The sequence below is a fragment of the Massilistercora timonensis genome (assembly GCF_048354975.1).
Taxonomy (GTDB): Bacteria; Bacillota; Clostridia; order Lachnospirales; family Lachnospiraceae; genus Massilistercora; species Massilistercora timonensis.
Genome location: NZ_DBGCJQ010000064.1, coordinates 33,683 through 51,159, shown reverse-complemented (window position 1 = coordinate 51,159; position 17,477 = coordinate 33,683). Strand labels below are relative to the sequence as shown.

The window sequence follows — 17,477 nt, the reverse complement described above, 5'->3', positions numbered from 1 at the left end:
TATCTAACTGGTAGGATGATACGCCCAGATCGAGTACGATCCCGTCGACCTTGTCAATGCCTAACTTTTGGAGCTGCGACTTCATATCACGATAGTTGCTCCTTACGATCGTGACCTTCTCCCCGAAGTCTTTCAGTCGGACGCCCGCGGCCTCGATCGCCGCCGCATCCTGGTCTATTCCTACAATACTCCCCTTAGGGCCCAGCCGCCTGCAGATCTCATAAGCGTGTCCTCCGCCCCCCAGCGTTCCGTCCACGTAGATTCCGTCAGGTCTGACATTCAGGCCGTTTACAGTTTCTTCAAGCAATACTGATCTGTGTTCGAATTCCATATCTTCTCCCTCTAGATACTGAATCCGCTCGCTTCCATATCGGAGGCGATGTCCTCGATATTGAGTTCCACTTCAGCATTCTTTTCATCCCATCTTGCTTTGTCCCAGATCTCGGCACGCTTCCCCATACCGATGAAGACCACTTCCTTCTCAAGCTTCGCGTAATCCCTTAAGACTGCGGGAATCAAAGTCCTCCCCTGCTTGTCCAGGTCTCCGTCCGAAGCGCTCCCCTGAAAGAAGTACGCAAAAGCACGGGCTTTCTTATCTGTGGTGGTTGGCAGAGCATTCAGCTTCTCCTCGAAGGCGTTCCATTCGTTTTCCGGATATACGTACAGACAATTCTCCATCCCCTTGGTAATGACGAAATTCTCCCCAAGATCGTCACGAAACTTCGCGGGAATGATCAATCTGCCCTTTGGGTCGATATTATGACTGTACTCTCCTTTCAACATGAAACTCACCCTCTTTCGAAATGGCTCTCCATTTTCTCGCCACTTCGTTCCACTTTTCTCCACTTCCTACCACTTGAACTCATTGTAAACTACTTTTTAGGTAATTTCAACCCTTTTTTCAATCTGGGACGTGGTATTTTTAAAAATACCACGTCCCAGATTGAAAATACCCTGTCCCTAATTGAAAAAAAGAAAGGACCGCAGAATGTTTTACCATTCTGCGGTCTTGTTTTATCTTCCTTATTCTATTCTGTTGATCCAGTCTCTGCCTTCGCAGGTAACTGCTGTTACTCCGCTTCCTGTGCCGCGGCTTCTTCTTCCTGCACGGCCTCCAGCCGGCCCTGAAGCTCATCAAAAACGGAATAATCGATCTGCGCTTCTTCCTTGGGCTTACTGCTCTCATAAGTACCGTAAGCGGAATATCCGATCCACCCTACCAGGATCAGCCCTACGATCCCCACCACGCACTTGCGCAGCAGGTTCGCCATCTTCTCCTTGCGCATGATCTGCTTGCGGTTTGCCTTTTCCTTCTTATATCTGTCTACTTTTTCCTGACTCATCGCGACTGTATTCCTCCTATCAGTTCCAATAGGGATATTCTACCACAGTTCTTCGGATTATACAACCACGATCACACCGCCGTCGGATGCATACATGCTGCTGATGCCTGCCGTATCCAGGATCATGATCTCCTTAAATGTAGCCCGCGCCTTCAGCATCTCCGCCACATCCTTCGCCCTCTGGGGACAATTGCAATGGGAGATTGCCAGGACTTTCTCCATGGGATCCTTCAGATCCTTCATGATCTCATCCACCATCTTCACCAGCGCCTTCTTGATCCCCCGGGCCTGGCCCAGCTGACGGATGGTTCCCGCAGGGGTCGCCCCCATCACCGGCTTGATGTTCAGCGCCGACGCCACGATGGCCTTCAGCCCGGTCAGCCTTCCGTTCTTGCGCAGGGTCTCCAGTGTCTCCAGCACAAAATAAGTGTTCTGCCCCTCAATATAGGCCTCCACCGTCTCCACCGTCTCCTGGAAGCTCATGCCTTTCTCTTCGCACTCCGCCGCTTTTCTTGCGATCAGGGTCTCCCCGATGGAGGCGGAACGGGAGTTGAACACATAGATATCCTTCTCCCCGTATTCTTCCTGATATAATTTCTTTCCAAGCTCCGCGCTGTTGTAGGAACCGCTCAGCTCCGCGGAAAGCGTCACCGCGTATACATGGTCCGCATCACAGTGAAATGCCTCCATGTACCGCTCCGGAGAAGGGCAGGATGATTTGGGACATTCCGGCGACTCCGCCACCAGCCTTAAGAATTCCTTCTGATCAAATGTCTCGTCATCAATGATATGGTGCCCGTTGACATCGATCTCCAGAGAAGCGGTCTCAAAATGTCCGGACTTCTTCATCTCTTCTGTCAGCTCTCCACAGCTGTCCACAACAATCTTATAACTCATCGTCATCCTCCCGGCGTTTTGGCATCCTCTCATGCCTCTTGCCTGTCATTCGTTTCTATTATACATAGTATTAAATACCACTTCTAATATCATAACACAGAACTTCCGGAAAGAAAAGGAAATTATTCACTAAGTTTGATGGTCCTGGACACGCCCAAAACGATGCCCATCTCCGCCATCAGAAACAGCACCGACGTACCTCCGTAACTGATAAAGGGAAGGGTCACTCCCGTATTGGGAAGGATGTTGGTGACTACTGCGATGTTCAGGAACACCTGCAGGGTAATGTGGGCAAAGATCCCCATCACCACCAGAGTCCCGTACATATCCGGCGCGTTCTGGGCGATAAAAAGGATCCGGTACAACAGCATGCCAAAAAGCACAAGCACCACGATCACCCCGAACACTCCCAGTTCCTCGCAGATCACCGTAAGGATCATGTCGTTCTGCACCTCCGGGATCACCATCTTCTGGGCGCTGTTCCCAAGCCCCTTGCCAAAAAACCCGCCGGAACCGATGGCGTAAAGCCCCTGCAGCGTCTGGTAAGCCTGGCCGTCCGCATACTGCTCCGGGTGCAGCCATGCCGCAAGTCTCCGGAGACGGAAATCGCTGCTGGAAGCAAAACCGCTTCCAAAGGCCAGGACAAAAGTCACAAGCCCTGCCACTCCGATCCCCGCCAGCGCCAGAAACACTTTCGTCCGGGGATGAGCCACCGCCACCACGATATACGTGATCCCAAACACGATAGCCGCCGTACTCAGGTTGTCCGTGAGGAACAGCACCGCCGCCGCGCAAACGCCGCCCCAGGCCAGAATCTTCACCACTCCCTGCAAAGACCGGAACTCCTTTCCCATCTTGCAGATCAATACGGGAATAAACAGGATCACCGCGATCTTGGCAAGCTCTGAGGGCTGAAACTGCTGCCCCATGGGCAGCCGGATCCACCGTCTGGCCCCGTTGACCTCTTTCCCCAGCGGCGTTTTAACCAGAAACATCAGGAACAGGGAGAAGAAATAGATCGCCTTCGCCTTCCCGATATACCAGTGGTAATTGATCCTGGATACCACGTAAATGATGACGACACCTGCACCGCAAAACAGGATCTGCCTCTTAAAATAATACATACTGTCTTCATTTTCGATCAATGCGGTATAAGCGCTGGTGCTGTAGAGCATCACCAGGCCAAAACATACAAGAAAGACCAGCACCGCAACGAGACTATAATCATAGTAACGAACCGGGACTGGTCCTGTATTCTCTTTTCTTCTTCTGCGCGTCCCTGCCATAATATCTACACTCCAATCGTCTTCATTATACTCAGTTGCGCGAAGAAAAACAACCGTTAAATTCCCGGACAGGGAAACTGCCGCTTCGTCTCATTTCCGTAAATGTCCAGAAACACTGCCCATATCTCCCCGTCTTTCTCCATCCCTGCAAGCGGGATACAGATCTTTCCGCCTTCCGGCTTCAGATGATCCGCGAAATAAAACTCCCGGATCTCAAAACTTCCATCCTCCCGGCCGGCGCCTGTAAGGATCCCCGCCAGGTCCCCGAAATTCCCTTCTCTTTTCTTTCCCCTTTTCCCCGTCTGTGTCTCACAGGAACAGAACTCTGTAACAACAAGGACCAGTTCCCCCGCCCGTTCTTCTATCCGGGCTCCTACCCCTGGAGGCGCCGGACAGGACCAGTTCTCTTCATCCTGGGATGCCAGGCGATACACACCGAAAGGCCCGCATTCCTTTCCGTATTTTGGCGGGCGCTGCTCAATGCTCTTAAGATCCTTCCCTTCTCCGATGGCAAGAAGCCGCCTCTGACAAACCGCAATGGACAGCTTCCCTTCATCACAGAGGACCCATCGTCTTCCCAGCTTCTCCGCCGCCACCGCCGTCGTACCGCTTCCGGCGAAGAAATCCATCACCAGATCCCCCTCCCGGGTGACCGCCAGGATGATCCGGCGCAGCAGCTCTTCCGGTTTCTGGGTGGGATAACCGGCCAGTTCACCGCGGTACCGGTCGCAGGACCAGATGTCCGTCCACCAGTCCTCTACCCGCTTCCCCTGCTTCTCCATGGCCTCTTTCTTCCCCGTTTCTTCCCCGACAGCACCAAACAACTGGCCGCTGTTGTGGACGCCGCTCTTATGCCGCACTCTGGGCGGATCAAAATAATAGTCGGCGCTTCTGCTGTAGAACAGGATGGTATCGTGCTTCCTGGGAAAATATTTTCCCGCCTGAGAAGGACCGGTGTAACACCAGGCGATCTCATTGCGGAAATTGCTCCTCCCAAAGACTTCATCCATGATCACCTTCACCGGATGGCTCATCTTCTGATCCAGATGGAGAAAAATGCTTCCGCCCGGGGCCAGGATCTCCCTTGCCAGGATCAGCCTCCTTCTCAGGAACTCCAGGAACTTTGCCCCCGTCCTTTTATCCTGGTATGCCCACGCCCCTTCCTGGTTCCGGAACTCATCGGACGTGGCAAAAGGCGGATCAATGTAGATCAGGTTCACCTTCCCCTTTACCTGTCCACGGGTCAGCGGATCCTCCTCCTGGTACACAGACCGCAGGAACTCTAAATTATCGCCAAAGACCAGAAGATTCCTCCACGGTTCCTCCCCGCCACATGAAAATACCCGCTCCAGCCGCAGGAACTTTCCCTCCCCGCTCCCGGCCAGCACCTCTTTTTCATCCATTTTCCCCGGATAGACCAGTTCATAACACATGTTCTCCACCCTCCATATTGCTTCAGTATATCACAAAATCCCCCGGTTTTCATACTATACTAGTGCAAATGTTTTTAGAAGGAGAATGGATATGCCCAATTATCGCTATTATCCCCAGGATCCCATGCGCCGCGGCGGCTGCGGATGTGTTCCGGCTCAGGCGAAGACTCCCTGCTCTGGCAAAGCCGGCGCCGATCCCCTGCAGGAAATGCCCGTCGCCATGGCATACGTCCCCTGGCAGGAATGGGGCGGCCTCTATGACCCCCGCCAGGGCTTCTGCTGCGGGACCATATTCGAAGATCTGAACAAACCATTTCAGGGAACAGGAGGATGCCGCAGATGAACGAAGCAAGAAGAAGCCGAAAAGAAATGCTGGACTGGATCAACGTAGTCAGCTTCGCCGTCGATGACGTAAAGCTTTTCCTGGACTCTCACCCAGACTGTCCGGAAGCCCTCTCTTATTTTCAGGAAATGAAAGAGCAGCGGAACCAGGCTCTTAAAGAATACGCCGACTGCTTTGGTCCCCTTACCATAGACACCGTCAGCCCCGCGTGTCAGAACGAAGAAACTTGGAAATGGGTCAGGGAGCCCTGGCCCTGGCAGGAAGGAGGATGTTGATCCATGTGGAATTATGAGAAACGACTGCAGTATCCGGTGAAGATCACCCAGACCAACCCCAAGATCGCCCAGGTGATCATCAGTCAGTTCGGAGGACCGGACGGGGAACTGGCCGCCTCCATGCGCTATCTGTCCCAGCGGTACACCATGCCCTACAAGGAGGTGACTGGGCTTCTGACCGATATCGGCACAGAGGAAGTATCCCGTTTTCTGTGGAGATGATATTTTAATAAGAAGAAAGCTGTTAAATAGCAAAATACCGGTTGCCGTTACCCGCTTGGATGATGGCTCTACGGACTACACGTATGACTGCTATTATTACCCCGCGGTAGGGATGTGCGTACTGAATCTGACCGTAAATCCGCGGATATCAAAAACGTATGAAGCAGGTACAACTTACAGTCTTTATGAGATCGAGGCCGGATATAGACCTGCACGCTCGATCTCTTTGGCATGTTACAGTTCTGGGTCTGGTGTTTCGAACTGCGCGATAAATAGCGCCGGCGCCGTAAGATATCAGCCAAAGGTTGCGGATGTTCCGGCCACTGCCGCGATTCAGCTCTCTGGTTTCTGGTTTGTTTAAATATATACGGATCATAGTTAACCGGTAAACCAGAACCCACCGATTGTTATCAAGTTGTTTGCCGCAACGTCTCCGAGACGCGGCGTTATGGTTATTTTCCCATCGGCTACACGGGCGTCAACCTTATTGTTAACACCGCCATGCGTGTATAAAGCAGAGCTAAAGGCTGGATACCCGTCGCCGGACGGTATGGTATACAACGTATACTCTTCGCCCTGCTCGTAGACCTTGCTCGCCCGTGATGGGAGATAGATCCGCAGAAACGCCAACCCGAGGGCAGGATAACTCCAACACCGATAACTAACCCCAGATGGCAGGTTTAAGCTTTCCGGGATAAGCGTTATCGGAATTGGCACCAGTTTGCTATTTAACGAAAGATCCTCGGAGTGTTTCCGTGAGAAACGTCATCGTATAAATACTGATCCTCCGTCCCGCGCGCAGATCCATCCGGACGGACACTTGATCCATGTCTGATCACCGGACGTCTCGACTGCTTTGCAGGTAACCTTTGTGCCAGCGTCCAGGCAGCCATTCCGATCCTTATCGTGCTTCCGGCCGTCCGCTGTCAGTTCGCTGTGGCTTTTCATCCGGTATCCCGTCCCCGGGCCCGTCCGGACTTTCATGTTGCTCTGCAGCGTGTATACTTCACCGACCTGGTATCCCGTACCGCCACTAGAGACAGCCGGTGTTGATTCAGATGATGCGCCCGGACGCTTAAGCTTGCCCTGTTTGGCCAGGTCGCACAGCTTAACATTCTGATCATACGTCCCAGAGTAGTTATTAATCCCGTTCGCCGCCGCGATCGCCGCCCGCATCTCCTTGCTGCTATCCTCTCCGATTCCGGCCAGTCCGTCTACGATCGATCCGCTGTCGAACGCCGGGTAATAAGTACCGGATCCGGAAGAACTGGAAAGACCACCATCATCATACTTTGGGACACCATAGCCTCTGATAAATTTGCCGTTTACGTTGATCGTTCTGCGCCCTACCGCATCGCTCTTATTTCCCTCGATCACAGTAATCGTATTCCCGGACACCTTTTCAACAATACCAACGTGATCTGGCCAGCCCGTATTATCTCCCTTCCCGCTATCATCCCAGTCGTAGAAAACCACATCTCCAGCTTGGGGTCTGTAGGCATCATTTTCCTGCCATGCCTTAAACTCTTTAAACAGGGCAATCATCTGGCCGCAGCCACACTCAGTCGGTATGATGTCCGTTGCGCCGCACTTAATAGCAACAGCGGAAACAAACGTAGCGCACCAAGCGTCCGTATATTTGACCTTATGGTTTCTCGCCCTGGGATTATGGCCATTATAAATATCAATGATCTTCTTATGCGAACCGTTTGATTCTTTCAGCCCAACCCATGATCTTGCCTGTTTTACAATATCATTTCTGTTTGCCATGTTTTCTCCTTCCTGTTGCGACGTCGCAACGAAAAAAGAGGACGGTTTCCCGCCCTCCTGGTTTATTTTGTCCTATTATATTTTGTCCGTTCCCACATCTCCGCAACCTTTTCCCAGCCGCCAGTGCTGACTAAATATACAATAAAAGCGGCGATAAAAGAAGCGAACACATAATACCACGTGATCACGATATTAAAATACTGGCAAGCAATGATCACTGATACCGGACACAGAATCACAGACACGGCCAGGGCGACCGCGTTTGTCTGGATGTTCTTCAGCCCAGGCATTTCTTTGATCACCTGGGTAATGATGCTGACCAGAAAGGCCAGCACACCGATTGCGATCAGTGCATAAGTAAAATACTGCATTAAAATTTCTGTGTTCATAATTCTCCTCCTTTATAATCCTAACTGCGTAAAAACAACACCGGCAACCGCTCCGATGGCCAGCGTCAGCAGATACCACTTCACTTTTCTCCATGTTTCTCCGTCACGGGATTCCAATGTTTCCAGCCTCTCTTCCTGTAGTGCCTGAGACTTCGTCATTCTCTCGACTGACGACGCCAATTTTTCCACACTAGCTGTCAGCTCCCGGATCTCCCGAACCGTCTTTTCCAAATCACCCACCCGGTGGTTAATCCGCCTATGCTCATCTTCCATGCGACGCTTGAATTCTTCATGCTCCTGTCTTCCAATATACTCGTCCATCAGATTATTCTCCCATCAGTTCGCTAATGATCTCCTGTACCACAGCCCGAAGGTTAAAAAGCGCCGGCACCTGGTCTACTGTAAACACACCAGAAACCACCAAACTTACCCATGTTTTCACCAAAATGCTATTTTTTGTAAATGTCATACCTATTCTCCTTTCAGTTCATCAAGAACACCATATACGATAGTTTTCAAGTTACTCAATTCCGGGACCTGTTCCCGAGTGTAGGTTCCTGCCAGCACCAAGCTGACCCACGTTTTCACGATCACGCTATTTTCGTTAAACATCCATCTCACCTCCTTCTGTTCCTGTGACTGGCGCCGCAAGTGTAGCAATCACCATCGTCAGCTCTGCAATCGCCATTTGAAGATCTGTATTTGCCTGACTTATTGCTTCCCGCGTCTCCTCTGCCTCTGCTTCAAGATCTGTTAGCCGCTTGTCCGTATCCGCAGCCGTCTGTCTCAGTTCAACCTCCCAGATCCCGCCGGTCTCCTCTTTAATGTACTTCAGGACCGTATAATTTTCATATGGATCATCAACAGGCTTCCCATTCTCATAGAGGGTCATAACAGACGTCGCAAATGTATCCATAAAATACGCCTTGAGCTGCTCAGACGTGGTCAGGATCATTCTAACGTGCAGAATCCCCCCTGAAGCGGTAACACTCTGCACCTCCATACTCCGTCCGTCGTTTAACATTAACTGCTTCATTTTTCTTCTCCTTTCTCTCCGTACCGATACGGATATCGGTTGGCATATCTTTTCGCATTTTCATATTCTTCATGTGCCGTCACTTCGATTATGAGTGTCCCGTTCGTGTTAACTGGGTTAGGTGTGACCTGTATATCATCAATGTAGATCACGTGCCGCACCTCCTATTCGTCAACCGCCTCAACGGTAATCGTAAATTCTCCGCCTGCATCCACCGGGTTGGGAGTAATTTCCACAGACAGTACCTGCGGCGCGTCCGGATCATAAACAACCGCTCTTTCAACTTCTGTATACTTTCCAGCCTTATCGGTAGACCGCACCGTGAGATTATTTGTCCCTTTCGCAAGGCTAACCACCTTCGAAAAGTCCCCACTACCTGATACGGTTACCGCACCCTGATCTACATCATTGAGTTTAATCGTCACCGTGCATGGCCCGCTTGTCGCATCGCTTGTCACGCCTGCGACAGTCAGGCTCTTTTTGTTTGTGATCAGGTCCGTTGCCGGGGAGGACAGTTCTAACTCTGGATTTGTCGTATCAACAACAAAAGTGATTGTCTCTTGAGAAGCGACATTGCCGTCATTATCCTTTGCATTAATCTTGATCGTGTGATCGCCATCCGCGATATTTGCAGTATAAGCACACCGATAACCACCCGCGATCTCTGTTTTTGTCAGCCCTGTTGTAATTGCCGCCTGGTTGTCAATCTGCAGCGATATGCTTCCTTGCGCCACCCCCGAATCATTGTCGGTCACATCAAACTGGATCTGAACACTATTACTCGTAAGATATGCTTCATCTCCTGGTTTTGTCGGAGTGATCACCGGCGGAACCTTTTCATTCACATCAAGCTTCATTTTGCTACCAAACTCAGCGTTGCCCTGGTCTATCGTTGTTACATTACCAGCCTGGTCCTTAACCTTTAATGTCGTAGCATACACATGATTTGGTTGACTATAGCTGCTTTTTGCCGGCGCAGTCAAAACTTTTTTGTATTTCCCTGTCGATAGATCTTTTTGCAACTGATAGGTCTGTCCGTTCATTATATACTCCATTGTTGCAATGGCCATAATATCATCCCCTTTCTCCGCAAATAGCGGCATATAAAATAAGATCCCAACGGGATCTGGTTTACTGGTTACTGAAGAACTAAATAGCAATAAAAAAGATTCGATTATTTCTGATGAATATTACAAGGACAACCAAACTATTCCTGCGAACAGCTCAGTCACCATACAGGTATCAGTCCCGGTAAAAACTGGGTATTCTCGATGTGTATGGACAGCACGAGCAACGAACGCTTCATCGAATGGCAATGGATCATCATACGCTTGTGTATACAGCACAAACCTCACAACAAATGATGATCACGTGGATGTCGGTATCCGGAATTATGCAAATGTGTCGATCAAGATCAGAGTGTCTGTCCGAATGATGTATGTTCGGAATGATTTGCTTTGATTATGGAAATCACCTTTGCGCGATAAACTCACCAAGAATATATGTCATCCGTACATTTATCTTGATCCGTGCTGCTGATGCAGAATTGTTTCTTATAGCCACGCGTACGTTGTTCCCTGATACGAGTTGCTGATACACAGTACAAAAAGATGACCCAGATCCACTTGATGTCGCGTTATACACAGACGTTTCAAATGATCCTCTGGCATATCTTTCTATTACTGGAACCGGCACTTCAAAAATGTCGGTTGAGTTCGCGGCAAGAGACTGATTGTCAAGGTTGTATTCTTCAACAAACATGGCATTTTTCATATTGCTATTTAGCGTTTCAATCTCTTCTTCCAACTCCCCAATTGTTTTCCCAACTTCAAAAAGCTGTTCCACCGCAACAATGCTAAGCCCTTCTAGCTTTGCTCGGTACAGCGGAAAATCTCTCTGCGGATCTCCATTGTATAAATTCCCTTGCATATAAATAGGATCTGTTGCTGTACTTCCGGGAGTCCCTTTTATCACAGCAAGACCATAAGAGTCTGCCCCGCCACTGTTCCCAGCCAGGTATCTGGCCACAATCAGATCATTTCTGTTCTGACCGGATGTCCCATTCTCAATTGTCAGGTCCTCATAGTCGCCTTTATAGATCCGCCCAACATGGCCACCTACTATTACCACTCCATCCGTAATCCTAATTTTGTTATTACTGATAGTAGTTGCCGCCAGTTTTCCGCCTACATTCAGCACTTTGTCACCACCTACCAGGCTCTCATACAGAGCAGCGTCATCTTCTGCCAATATGTGCGCCGGATCGGCCGCTGGCGTATTTACAGTGATCGCTTTAAATGCCATATCATTCTTCTCCTTTCAAATTATATTCTATAGTTGCACTCCCGTCCTTGATTCGCAGGATCTTCCCTGTCACGGGTTTGGCCAGGTGCATACCAGTAATGCGGTCCCGACCGCCAACGATATCCCCGATGTCTACATCTACATTATCCAGGGTTGCTTCCATTTGCACATAATCCATCAGTTCCTGTAGCCGCTTCGTCCCATCTTCCCGCAACTGGTCCACGTCAGACTGAGAAGTATAAGAGTACAGGGCTGTCCGCTCATCCAACCCTGTATAATACTTAGTATCTCCAATGCTTCCATCTTCCTGTACATACAGGTGGATGACAGTCCTGTTCTCTTCTTCTCCCGTGCCGGCGCAGATCAGATGATTGATCCCGCGGCGGTAATCCCGGGTCGTGAAATTAATCTGCCCGTCCTGGCTGTATTCCAGCTCTTCTGACCAGTCCGTGATCGGAATTGCACATAAGTGTACCGCTCCATTCATCCCGCCGGGGTCTCCCTGCTGATAATAGATCCTCAGCCTGGCGCCGTGAGCCGCCAGCATTTTCTCCAGGCCGGCTAATACCGTACAGTACCGGTCAATCTGGTAATTACTTACGTGTATTCCACTGTCCGCTGTGTCCACCACAAAGAGAGTCCCAAACCGGTCCCCGATCACCTGTCCGATAATCTTATTTGCGTCTCCGGACACGGTAAGATGGGACTGGCCGGATGGAGGCTCAACAATCTTCTGCGCCAGAAGACCGCGCCAGGTGTACCCCAGCCATGTGACCGTATTGCTTGCTGTTGATGTTTTACGATCTTCAACCAGACAGCCGTACTCTGTACCTGGGATGTATAGCCTGTATCTCCAGTTTAAGGTCTCCTCTGTCCAGGCGCCGGCATCCATTTCGACCTCCACATCATTCGTGTCTCCCAAATCTAGATCAACACTGCTTGCAGCCTTCAGATAGCCTATTTCCTCGCCCCGTTCATTCGCCACGATAAATTTTAACGGGAAAATATCCTGCTCTCGAACTATCAAGAGCAGATCCGTCCCGATCATTGCGTCTGATACGGTCTTGACCGTCACGTTTCCTGATTCATCTGTGACCCTTAACATAACCGGGTAATAACTATATTTTTCATCTGTCTGCGGCAGCTTGCTGATCGCCGTGATCTTTGCAACATATAAGCCTGTCTGATTATCCTTTGTCAGTTCATAGGCACCGCCGTCGCAAATCGCTTCTACCATTACGACCATTTTGGCTCACTCCTTTCGACTAAAAGGATGACATCAAAATCAAACCTCCCATTCCAGCTTACTTCCTGCTTGCCCGTCTGGACCGGACGAAAAACAGAGTTTGTAAAATCCCGGTTGTTAAACGCATTTACCTGTATTCCAGATACCATGTATTTCGTCACTGTTTCCGCAGCGCTGTCCACTTCCAGGTATTCGCCTTTCTCCAGGACAATCTTAAAAGAATACGCATACCCACCTATATAGACGGCCGGGTTTGTGCAGGGGCCATAGATAATCATCCGGAAAGGGCACTCTGTATAGTGATCATTTGTGAGACTTGCGTTTGTAAGTCCATTTGCATAACGGTATGGATACCTCCCTGCATATCGCTTATTGTTGCTTGATAGTATTTCGCTCTGCTTGAAATAATAAGGGCGTTCTGTAATCCACACTGGTTTTTCAGAAACGTAGGTTATTGTTGTGTCCAAGAGTTCTATATCGTATTCCCATCCCGTTTTTTCGGATGTTATTATATAGCACTTTTGATACTGTTCTCCCACATATAATTTCCCAGGGCTCTTAGTACAGACATCATAATCTACTGTCTCAAAAAACTGATCAATAGCCTGCTCATAAGACTCTTTAGAATAATTCAGAATACTGAGTGTGAGTGGCCTTTCCTGTATTTCCTTTAAAAAAGAAGTTATTTTCCCTTGTCCCGCATAAGAAACCACGCTATTGTAGCCCCATTCATAATCAAAAAGGTCTCCTGTTTGCAATAGATAAGGAGGTTTTAGCAGATCAAGCCTCTTTCCTATGCTGTTCACATAAAAAATATCTTTCATCGTGCCTCCGACCTCCTTATTACTCTCGCAAATTCGCGTTCATACGCATAGATTCCCATGCCGTCCAACTCATTTGCAATCGACGTAGATACGATCGAAGCAAATTCTCTGGCCAGCTTTTTAATATCCTCATCGGACAGCGATACTGTAGTTGTCTGCTCCCGGGATTTCCACGCCTGCGACTCTCGCGCACTTACGGCACTGACAATATTGTCTGCCACTCTTGCCTGGTTCGAATCAACGGAAAAATATACATTTGCCATTTCTTTTTCTAGGTCCAATCCTTTCAGCTTTTCAGAAATGGCTTTCGTGTCCAGACCATCCAAAGAAGCCTGCGTGATATCCTGAGAAGCTTTTTCTGCAGATGGCACCTCATCCTCAATGCCACCCGTAAAGCCCTGTCCAAACCAGCGCCCAAGCTTCCGAGACTTCCTAGACGGTGAATGTGCGTCCAGCCATTTTTTTGCGGCATCAAACGCACTTTTGGCAAGAGAAGCTGCCTTACTTGCAGCACTGCCAATCCAGCTACCAATGCCTCGTACAAAACCAGAACCAAAATCAGATCCAGCTCCATACCCTGAATACGACCCTGCGCCAGATTCTGCGCTTCTGCCAAGACTGCTTCCTTTTGTCCTTGCTTCTCCGCTTTTCCCGCCAACGCCTGAGGCATACTGAGATCCAAATTTGCCGCCTGTACCTGTGCCGGTCACAGACCCTGCGCCAGCGTTTGCGTTCTTACCAAGAGTTGTTCCGACGCCCCGCGCAGCTCCGGACATCCCGGACACACCGGCATTATACTGTCCTCCAAACTTGCTACCAGTTCCGGTTGGATTTACAGACGCGGCTCCTTTGTTCGCGGCGTCAGCATTTGCCTTCCCCGCCGCCTGGGAATTTTTAGTCTGAGACGCGGCGCCAATTCCAAACTTATTCATTGCTGCAGAGCCAATGCCCTGGAGCTTTCCGCTAAGCCCCCCGGCTTCCTCTCCGCCAGTAAACTTCGCAAGGAAGGCAGCCACAAATTCGCCGGCTTTTGTCAGAACGCCTTCTTTCCCGCTCTCGATTCCCTGGGCAGCTCCCTCCATCGCCAGCCGGAAGATCTCTTCCGTTTTCTTCGATGGGGAATGTTCATCCAGGGCTGTCCGCAGGGATTCCAGGAACGCTTCCACACCTTCTTCAGCCGGATCCTTCAGCTGATCAAAACCTTCCAGCCCCTCCAGGGCGCCGTAAATCGCCTGGGCGAAAGCTTCTCTTGTCTCATCGTCCAGGCTGTCAAACTGCTCCAGCATTCCATCCACGGCCCCGCTTGCCTCTGCGGAGAGCTGGCCTCGCATATCGCCGGCCACCAATGCGGCTACTGCCTCTGGCGGTACTTTCGCCAACTCCGCGGCCGTCTGAGGGGCAGCCTTTGCAAATTCTTCTAGCGCTGCTGTCGTTGCGCTCTGCGCCTGAGTCAACATTGACTGAGTGAATCCGGGAGTTCCCTTTTCCACCTCCTGCCGGATCAGGTTTTCCATGTTGGCGACGTCGACAACCTGCTGCTGTAGTTCTTCGCTTGTAGCATTGCTGGCCGTTTTAATACCGGCCGTGATCTGGCTGATCGCCGCCTCAATGGCTTCCGCATTTCCGGTTGCTGCCGCTTCTGCAAGAGCAGTGTACATGTCAATATCATTTGCATACTGGGCCAGGAGTTCCGAGTTTCCCTCGTAGGCCTTTTTATTTTCTTCATAGGCCTCCTTGGCTTTCGCGACGTCTTCCTCCTGGCGTTTGATCTTCTCGCCAAGAATACTAACCTGCTTTTTGTTTCCATCAAGGACTGCCTGGTTATAATCCTCCTCCAGTTGCGATAATTCTGCGCTCTCCCTCTTGACGTCATTCTCCGCCTGCTTCATGGCTGTCAGGTTTGCAGAGGCCTCCGCAGCCACCTGCATTTGATTTGCCACGGCCTCCTCATACTTGGCCTGCTGTGCAGACATAACAGCCTCAACCCGTTTCTGCTGGATCAGGCTCTGGATCTCTCCCCGGAGTTCCTGGTAATTATTGATCACCCCATCTGTCATAGAGATCTCAACGCCAAGAGCGTCAGAAAGCTGGGATGTGATGAAGGCGGCCCGATCTTCTTCGCCTGCCTTTACCCGGCCGTTTGCGTCCACAATGGTATTCAGTTCATTGTTCAGACTTCGTAAACGATCCAGCTGTGCGACATCTCCTGCCGCCTGGGTGTTTTGGGATTCTACCAGTTCCTCATAAGCCTGTTTTCTTTCCTCAGCCGCTTTCCGATTCTCGGTAGCTGCCTCAGCGGATTCCTTCAGCGCCTGGGAGTGTTCCCGCTCTGCCTCAGTCTCACGGGTCACAATGTTTTTGATCGCCGTCCCAACTGCAATCAGGGCTGTTGCCCCTGCCACTGCCACTCCGATTGGGTTGGCATTCATGGCAGTGTTGAGGGCAGTCTGAGCTTTGGTCCATAATCCCGTTGCCGCTGTTGTAACGGGGATCTGTTTATTATATAAAGCCATGAGCGTCTGCCTTGTGGTCAACCCACCTTCTTGCGCTACCAGTAGCAGGGCGTTGGCCTTTTCCATTTTATTCAACGCCGCTGTCGCTGCGGTACTGGCTTTAAGTACAGTGGCCGTCTTCTGGCCTATAGTATTGTATAGTTTGTACCCAGCAACCACTCCCGTTAATACCGGAAGGATCGCGTCAAAATTCTCTGCCGTAAACTTCGCGCCGTCTCCCAGAACCGGGAGGACCGTTCTCGCCAGATTCCCGCCGACATTCGCCACATCTCTCAGCGGGTTCACCAGTCCTGCAGCCGCCTGGCTGGTTCCGGCAATATCATCAGCGACATCGTTGAACACTTCTCCCGTCTCCGACACAACCGCAGACAATCCGCCCGCACTGAAAGCGTCGTGGAGCCGCTGCACATATCCGATGGATTCAGATACTACTTCTGCCATAGGATCCCGGATCCCGTCATACAGGCTGATCGCAAAATCATCGATATTGTTCTTCAGGATCTGCAGCTGGCTTTCCAGTGTCTGATATCTCTGCTCTGCTTCATTTGTCAGAGCGTTATTCTCATCCCAGGCCTGTGTGGCAATCCCGAGAGATTCTGACAGCACATTTCCGGCCCCGGCCAGACGCAGAAGAGCGTCCCGCTGGCGGATCTCAGTGATCTCCATGTCTGCCAGGGTTGCAATAGCACTTTGCCCGCGGGATTCCATATTCCCGAGACCTTCAACAAAGGACACCAGTGCTTCAGCTGCGTCTTCCCGGAATGCCTGCTGGAATTCAGCCGCCGACATGCCGGCCACATTCGCAAACTGCTCAAGGGATTCTCCTCCCTGCTCAACGGCCAGCTGCATCTTCGTCATGACCGTAGATACCGCAGATCCTCCGGCGTCCGCCTCAATACCTACCGAGGATATCGCTCCGGCCAGACCAAGAATCTGGGCCTCTGTCATTCCCACCTGGCTTCCTGCACCGGCAAGTCTCAGGCCCATCTCGGTGATCTCCGATTCTGTCGTTGCCAGGTTATTACCCAATGCAACGATGGTAGATCCCAGCCGACCAAAGTTCTCCTGGGGCATTTGCGTAATATTCGCCAGCCTGGCCAGAGCCGTGGCCGCCTCCGTTGCAGACATATTCGTCGCAACGCCCAAATCCGACATGGTCCGGGAAAAGCTGAGAAGATATTCATTTTTGATCCCCAGCTGACCTGCAGCCTCTGCTACAGACGATATCTCTGCCGCCGTCTGAGGGATCTCTTTTGCCATGTCCCGGATCCCCTGACGGAACCCGGCAAGCTCGTCATCTGTTGCGTCTACCGTCTTCTGCACCCCGGCAAACGCAGATTCGAACTGAATCCCGGTCTGAACAACATACCCGCCAAGTTGGGCTACCTCGGATGTGATCTTCGCGACCCCCAGAGCCGCTATGCCCTTTTTCATGAGGCTGCCAAACTTAGAAAGCGCCTGTTCCGCCCGGGTGTTGTCCAGCTCTGTCGTTATCTTTATAGTTCCGTCACTTGCCATGCGTCACACTCCCTGTCCGTTATGACGCAAAAAGAGCACGGCCTTTCGCCATGCCCTAATTGCTTTTGTGCAGGGGGA

General features: G+C 50.8%; 20 protein-coding genes and 1 pseudogene. 3 read left to right on the top strand and 18 right to left on the bottom strand.

Annotation, left to right across the window (positions count from 1 at the left end; translation table 11 throughout):
* The 6 genes from mraW to ACML7B_RS05985 all read right to left on the bottom strand — a co-directional run.
* Positions 1-331 (bottom strand): 16S rRNA (cytosine(1402)-N(4))-methyltransferase (gene mraW, locus ACML7B_RS06010; protein ID WP_418539866.1); only part of this gene is annotated, 331 nt, incomplete at its 3' end.
* Positions 332-342: 11 nt separating this feature from the next.
* The gene (gene mraZ / locus ACML7B_RS06005) at positions 343-783 is read right to left on the bottom strand and encodes a division/cell wall cluster transcriptional repressor MraZ (protein WP_106790280.1); all 441 of its coding nucleotides are present in this window, start codon (positions 781-783) and stop codon (positions 343-345) included.
* 287 nt (positions 784-1,070) lie between these two features.
* Entirely contained in the window at positions 1,071-1,343 is a 273-nt protein-coding gene (locus tag ACML7B_RS06000; RefSeq protein ID WP_346708134.1) for a hypothetical protein, read from the bottom strand.
* A gap of 57 nt (positions 1,344-1,400) precedes the next feature.
* A complete protein-coding gene (locus tag ACML7B_RS05995; RefSeq protein WP_418539862.1) occupies positions 1,401-2,240 on the bottom strand; it encodes a DegV family protein in 840 nt (279 codons plus the stop codon).
* 122 nt (positions 2,241-2,362) lie between these two features.
* Positions 2,363-3,526, bottom strand: coding sequence for an FtsW/RodA/SpoVE family cell cycle protein (locus ACML7B_RS05990; RefSeq protein ID WP_418539859.1), 1,164 nt, complete (start codon positions 3,524-3,526; stop codon positions 2,363-2,365).
* Between the two features lie 56 nt (positions 3,527-3,582).
* Complete coding sequence (locus ACML7B_RS05985; RefSeq protein ID WP_418539857.1) at positions 3,583-4,959, bottom strand: site-specific DNA-methyltransferase; 1,377 nt, start codon at positions 4,957-4,959, stop codon at positions 3,583-3,585.
* Positions 4,960-5,050: 91 nt separating this feature from the next.
* Here ACML7B_RS05985 and ACML7B_RS05980 point away from each other — a divergent pair, with 91 nt between their 5' ends.
* The 3 genes and pseudogenes from ACML7B_RS05980 to ACML7B_RS05970 all read left to right on the top strand — a co-directional run.
* Complete coding sequence (locus ACML7B_RS05980; protein WP_418539856.1) at positions 5,051-5,302, top strand: spore coat associated protein CotJA; 252 nt, start codon at positions 5,051-5,053, stop codon at positions 5,300-5,302.
* A complete protein-coding gene (locus ACML7B_RS05975; RefSeq protein WP_346708129.1) occupies positions 5,299-5,577 on the top strand; it encodes a spore coat protein CotJB in 279 nt (92 codons plus the stop codon). Before ACML7B_RS05980 ends, ACML7B_RS05975 begins: the two co-directional genes overlap by 4 nt.
* Positions 5,578-5,580: 3 nt before the next feature.
* Positions 5,581-5,781 (top strand): annotated as a pseudogene (locus ACML7B_RS05970) (manganese catalase family protein); the annotation flags it as partial.
* Positions 5,782-6,564: 783 nt separating this feature from the next.
* On the opposite strand, the gene ACML7B_RS05965 reads toward ACML7B_RS05970, so the two are convergent.
* The 12 genes from ACML7B_RS05965 to ACML7B_RS05910 all read right to left on the bottom strand — a co-directional run bounded on the left by ACML7B_RS05965 (position 6,565) and on the right by ACML7B_RS05910 (position 17,399).
* On the bottom strand, positions 6,565-7,569 hold the full coding sequence (locus ACML7B_RS05965) for a CHAP domain-containing protein (RefSeq protein ID WP_418539854.1): 1,005 nt from the start codon (positions 7,567-7,569) through the stop codon (positions 6,565-6,567).
* 62 nt (positions 7,570-7,631) lie between these two features.
* Positions 7,632-7,958, bottom strand: coding sequence for a hypothetical protein (locus tag ACML7B_RS05960; RefSeq protein ID WP_418539851.1), 327 nt, complete (start codon positions 7,956-7,958; stop codon positions 7,632-7,634).
* A gap of 12 nt (positions 7,959-7,970) precedes the next feature.
* Positions 7,971-8,279 (bottom strand): hypothetical protein, encoded by a 309-nt coding sequence (locus ACML7B_RS05955; protein WP_418539849.1) that lies wholly within the window; start codon positions 8,277-8,279, stop codon positions 7,971-7,973.
* A gap of 4 nt (positions 8,280-8,283) precedes the next feature.
* Positions 8,284-8,427, bottom strand: coding sequence for a hypothetical protein (locus ACML7B_RS05950; protein WP_418539845.1), 144 nt, complete (start codon positions 8,425-8,427; stop codon positions 8,284-8,286).
* Between the two features lie 2 nt (positions 8,428-8,429).
* Positions 8,430-8,570, bottom strand: a complete 141-nt coding sequence (locus ACML7B_RS05945; RefSeq protein ID WP_418539843.1) for a hypothetical protein — start codon at positions 8,568-8,570, stop codon at positions 8,430-8,432.
* Positions 8,563-8,994 (bottom strand): hypothetical protein, encoded by a 432-nt coding sequence (locus ACML7B_RS05940; RefSeq protein ID WP_418539840.1) that lies wholly within the window; start codon positions 8,992-8,994, stop codon positions 8,563-8,565. The genes ACML7B_RS05945 and ACML7B_RS05940 overlap by 8 nt, the downstream gene beginning before the upstream one ends.
* Complete coding sequence (locus ACML7B_RS05935; RefSeq protein ID WP_418539837.1) at positions 8,991-9,146, bottom strand: hypothetical protein; 156 nt, start codon at positions 9,144-9,146, stop codon at positions 8,991-8,993. The genes ACML7B_RS05940 and ACML7B_RS05935 overlap by 4 nt, the downstream gene beginning before the upstream one ends.
* 12 nt (positions 9,147-9,158) lie before the next feature.
* Positions 9,159-10,064 carry an Ig-like domain-containing protein gene (locus ACML7B_RS05930; protein ID WP_418539834.1) on the bottom strand — a complete coding sequence of 302 codons (906 nt, stop codon included), beginning with the start codon at positions 10,062-10,064 and terminating at the stop codon, positions 9,159-9,161.
* A gap of 400 nt (positions 10,065-10,464) precedes the next feature.
* Positions 10,465-11,298, bottom strand: a complete 834-nt coding sequence (locus tag ACML7B_RS05925) for a hypothetical protein (RefSeq protein WP_418539833.1) — start codon at positions 11,296-11,298, stop codon at positions 10,465-10,467.
* Position 11,299: 1 nt separating this feature from the next.
* Positions 11,300-12,544: a hypothetical protein gene (locus ACML7B_RS05920; protein ID WP_418539830.1), complete on the bottom strand. Its 1,245-nt coding sequence runs from the start codon at positions 12,542-12,544 to the stop codon at positions 11,300-11,302.
* Positions 12,535-13,368 carry a hypothetical protein gene (locus tag ACML7B_RS05915; protein ID WP_418539828.1) on the bottom strand — a complete coding sequence of 278 codons (834 nt, stop codon included), beginning with the start codon at positions 13,366-13,368 and terminating at the stop codon, positions 12,535-12,537. Before ACML7B_RS05915 ends, ACML7B_RS05920 begins: the two co-directional genes overlap by 10 nt.
* A complete protein-coding gene (locus ACML7B_RS05910; protein ID WP_418539826.1) occupies positions 13,365-17,399 on the bottom strand; it encodes a phage tail tape measure protein in 4,035 nt (1,344 codons plus the stop codon). Before ACML7B_RS05910 ends, ACML7B_RS05915 begins: the two co-directional genes overlap by 4 nt.
* Positions 17,400-17,477 lie beyond the last annotated feature (78 nt).

Excerpts from the sequence above, each read along its gene's own strand:
- ACML7B_RS05920 (WP_418539830.1), bottom strand. The coding sequence starts at position 12,544 with ATGGTCGTAATGGTAGAAGCGATTTGCGACGGCGGTGCCTATGAACTG.
- ACML7B_RS06000 (WP_346708134.1), bottom strand. The coding sequence starts at position 1,343 with ATGAGTCAGGAAAAAGTAGACAGATATAAGAAGGAAAAGGCAAACCGC.
- ACML7B_RS05985 (WP_418539857.1), bottom strand. The coding sequence starts at position 4,959 with ATGTGTTATGAACTGGTCTATCCGGGGAAAATGGATGAAAAAGAGGTG.
- ACML7B_RS05955 (WP_418539849.1), bottom strand. The coding sequence starts at position 8,279 with ATGGACGAGTATATTGGAAGACAGGAGCATGAAGAATTCAAGCGTCGC.
- ACML7B_RS05910 (WP_418539826.1), bottom strand. The coding sequence starts at position 17,399 with ATGGCAAGTGACGGAACTATAAAGATAACGACAGAGCTGGACAACACC.
- ACML7B_RS05915 (WP_418539828.1), bottom strand. The coding sequence starts at position 13,368 with ATGAAAGATATTTTTTATGTGAACAGCATAGGAAAGAGGCTTGATCTG.
- ACML7B_RS05980 (WP_418539856.1), top strand. The coding sequence starts at position 5,051 with ATGCCCAATTATCGCTATTATCCCCAGGATCCCATGCGCCGCGGCGGC.
- ACML7B_RS05930 (WP_418539834.1), bottom strand. The coding sequence starts at position 10,064 with ATGGCCATTGCAACAATGGAGTATATAATGAACGGACAGACCTATCAG.
- ACML7B_RS05945 (WP_418539843.1), bottom strand. The coding sequence starts at position 8,570 with ATGTTTAACGAAAATAGCGTGATCGTGAAAACGTGGGTCAGCTTGGTG.
- ACML7B_RS05975 (WP_346708129.1), top strand. The coding sequence starts at position 5,299 with ATGAACGAAGCAAGAAGAAGCCGAAAAGAAATGCTGGACTGGATCAAC.
- ACML7B_RS05965 (WP_418539854.1), bottom strand. The coding sequence starts at position 7,569 with ATGGCAAACAGAAATGATATTGTAAAACAGGCAAGATCATGGGTTGGG.
- ACML7B_RS05950 (WP_418539845.1), bottom strand. The coding sequence starts at position 8,427 with ATGACATTTACAAAAAATAGCATTTTGGTGAAAACATGGGTAAGTTTG.
- ACML7B_RS05925 (WP_418539833.1), bottom strand. The coding sequence starts at position 11,298 with ATGGCATTTAAAGCGATCACTGTAAATACGCCAGCGGCCGATCCGGCG.
- ACML7B_RS05940 (WP_418539840.1), bottom strand. The coding sequence starts at position 8,994 with ATGAAGCAGTTAATGTTAAACGACGGACGGAGTATGGAGGTGCAGAGT.
- ACML7B_RS05960 (WP_418539851.1), bottom strand. The coding sequence starts at position 7,958 with ATGAACACAGAAATTTTAATGCAGTATTTTACTTATGCACTGATCGCA.
- ACML7B_RS05995 (WP_418539862.1), bottom strand. The coding sequence starts at position 2,240 with ATGAGTTATAAGATTGTTGTGGACAGCTGTGGAGAGCTGACAGAAGAG.
- mraZ (WP_106790280.1), bottom strand. The coding sequence starts at position 783 with ATGTTGAAAGGAGAGTACAGTCATAATATCGACCCAAAGGGCAGATTG.
- ACML7B_RS05990 (WP_418539859.1), bottom strand. The coding sequence starts at position 3,526 with ATGGCAGGGACGCGCAGAAGAAGAAAAGAGAATACAGGACCAGTCCCG.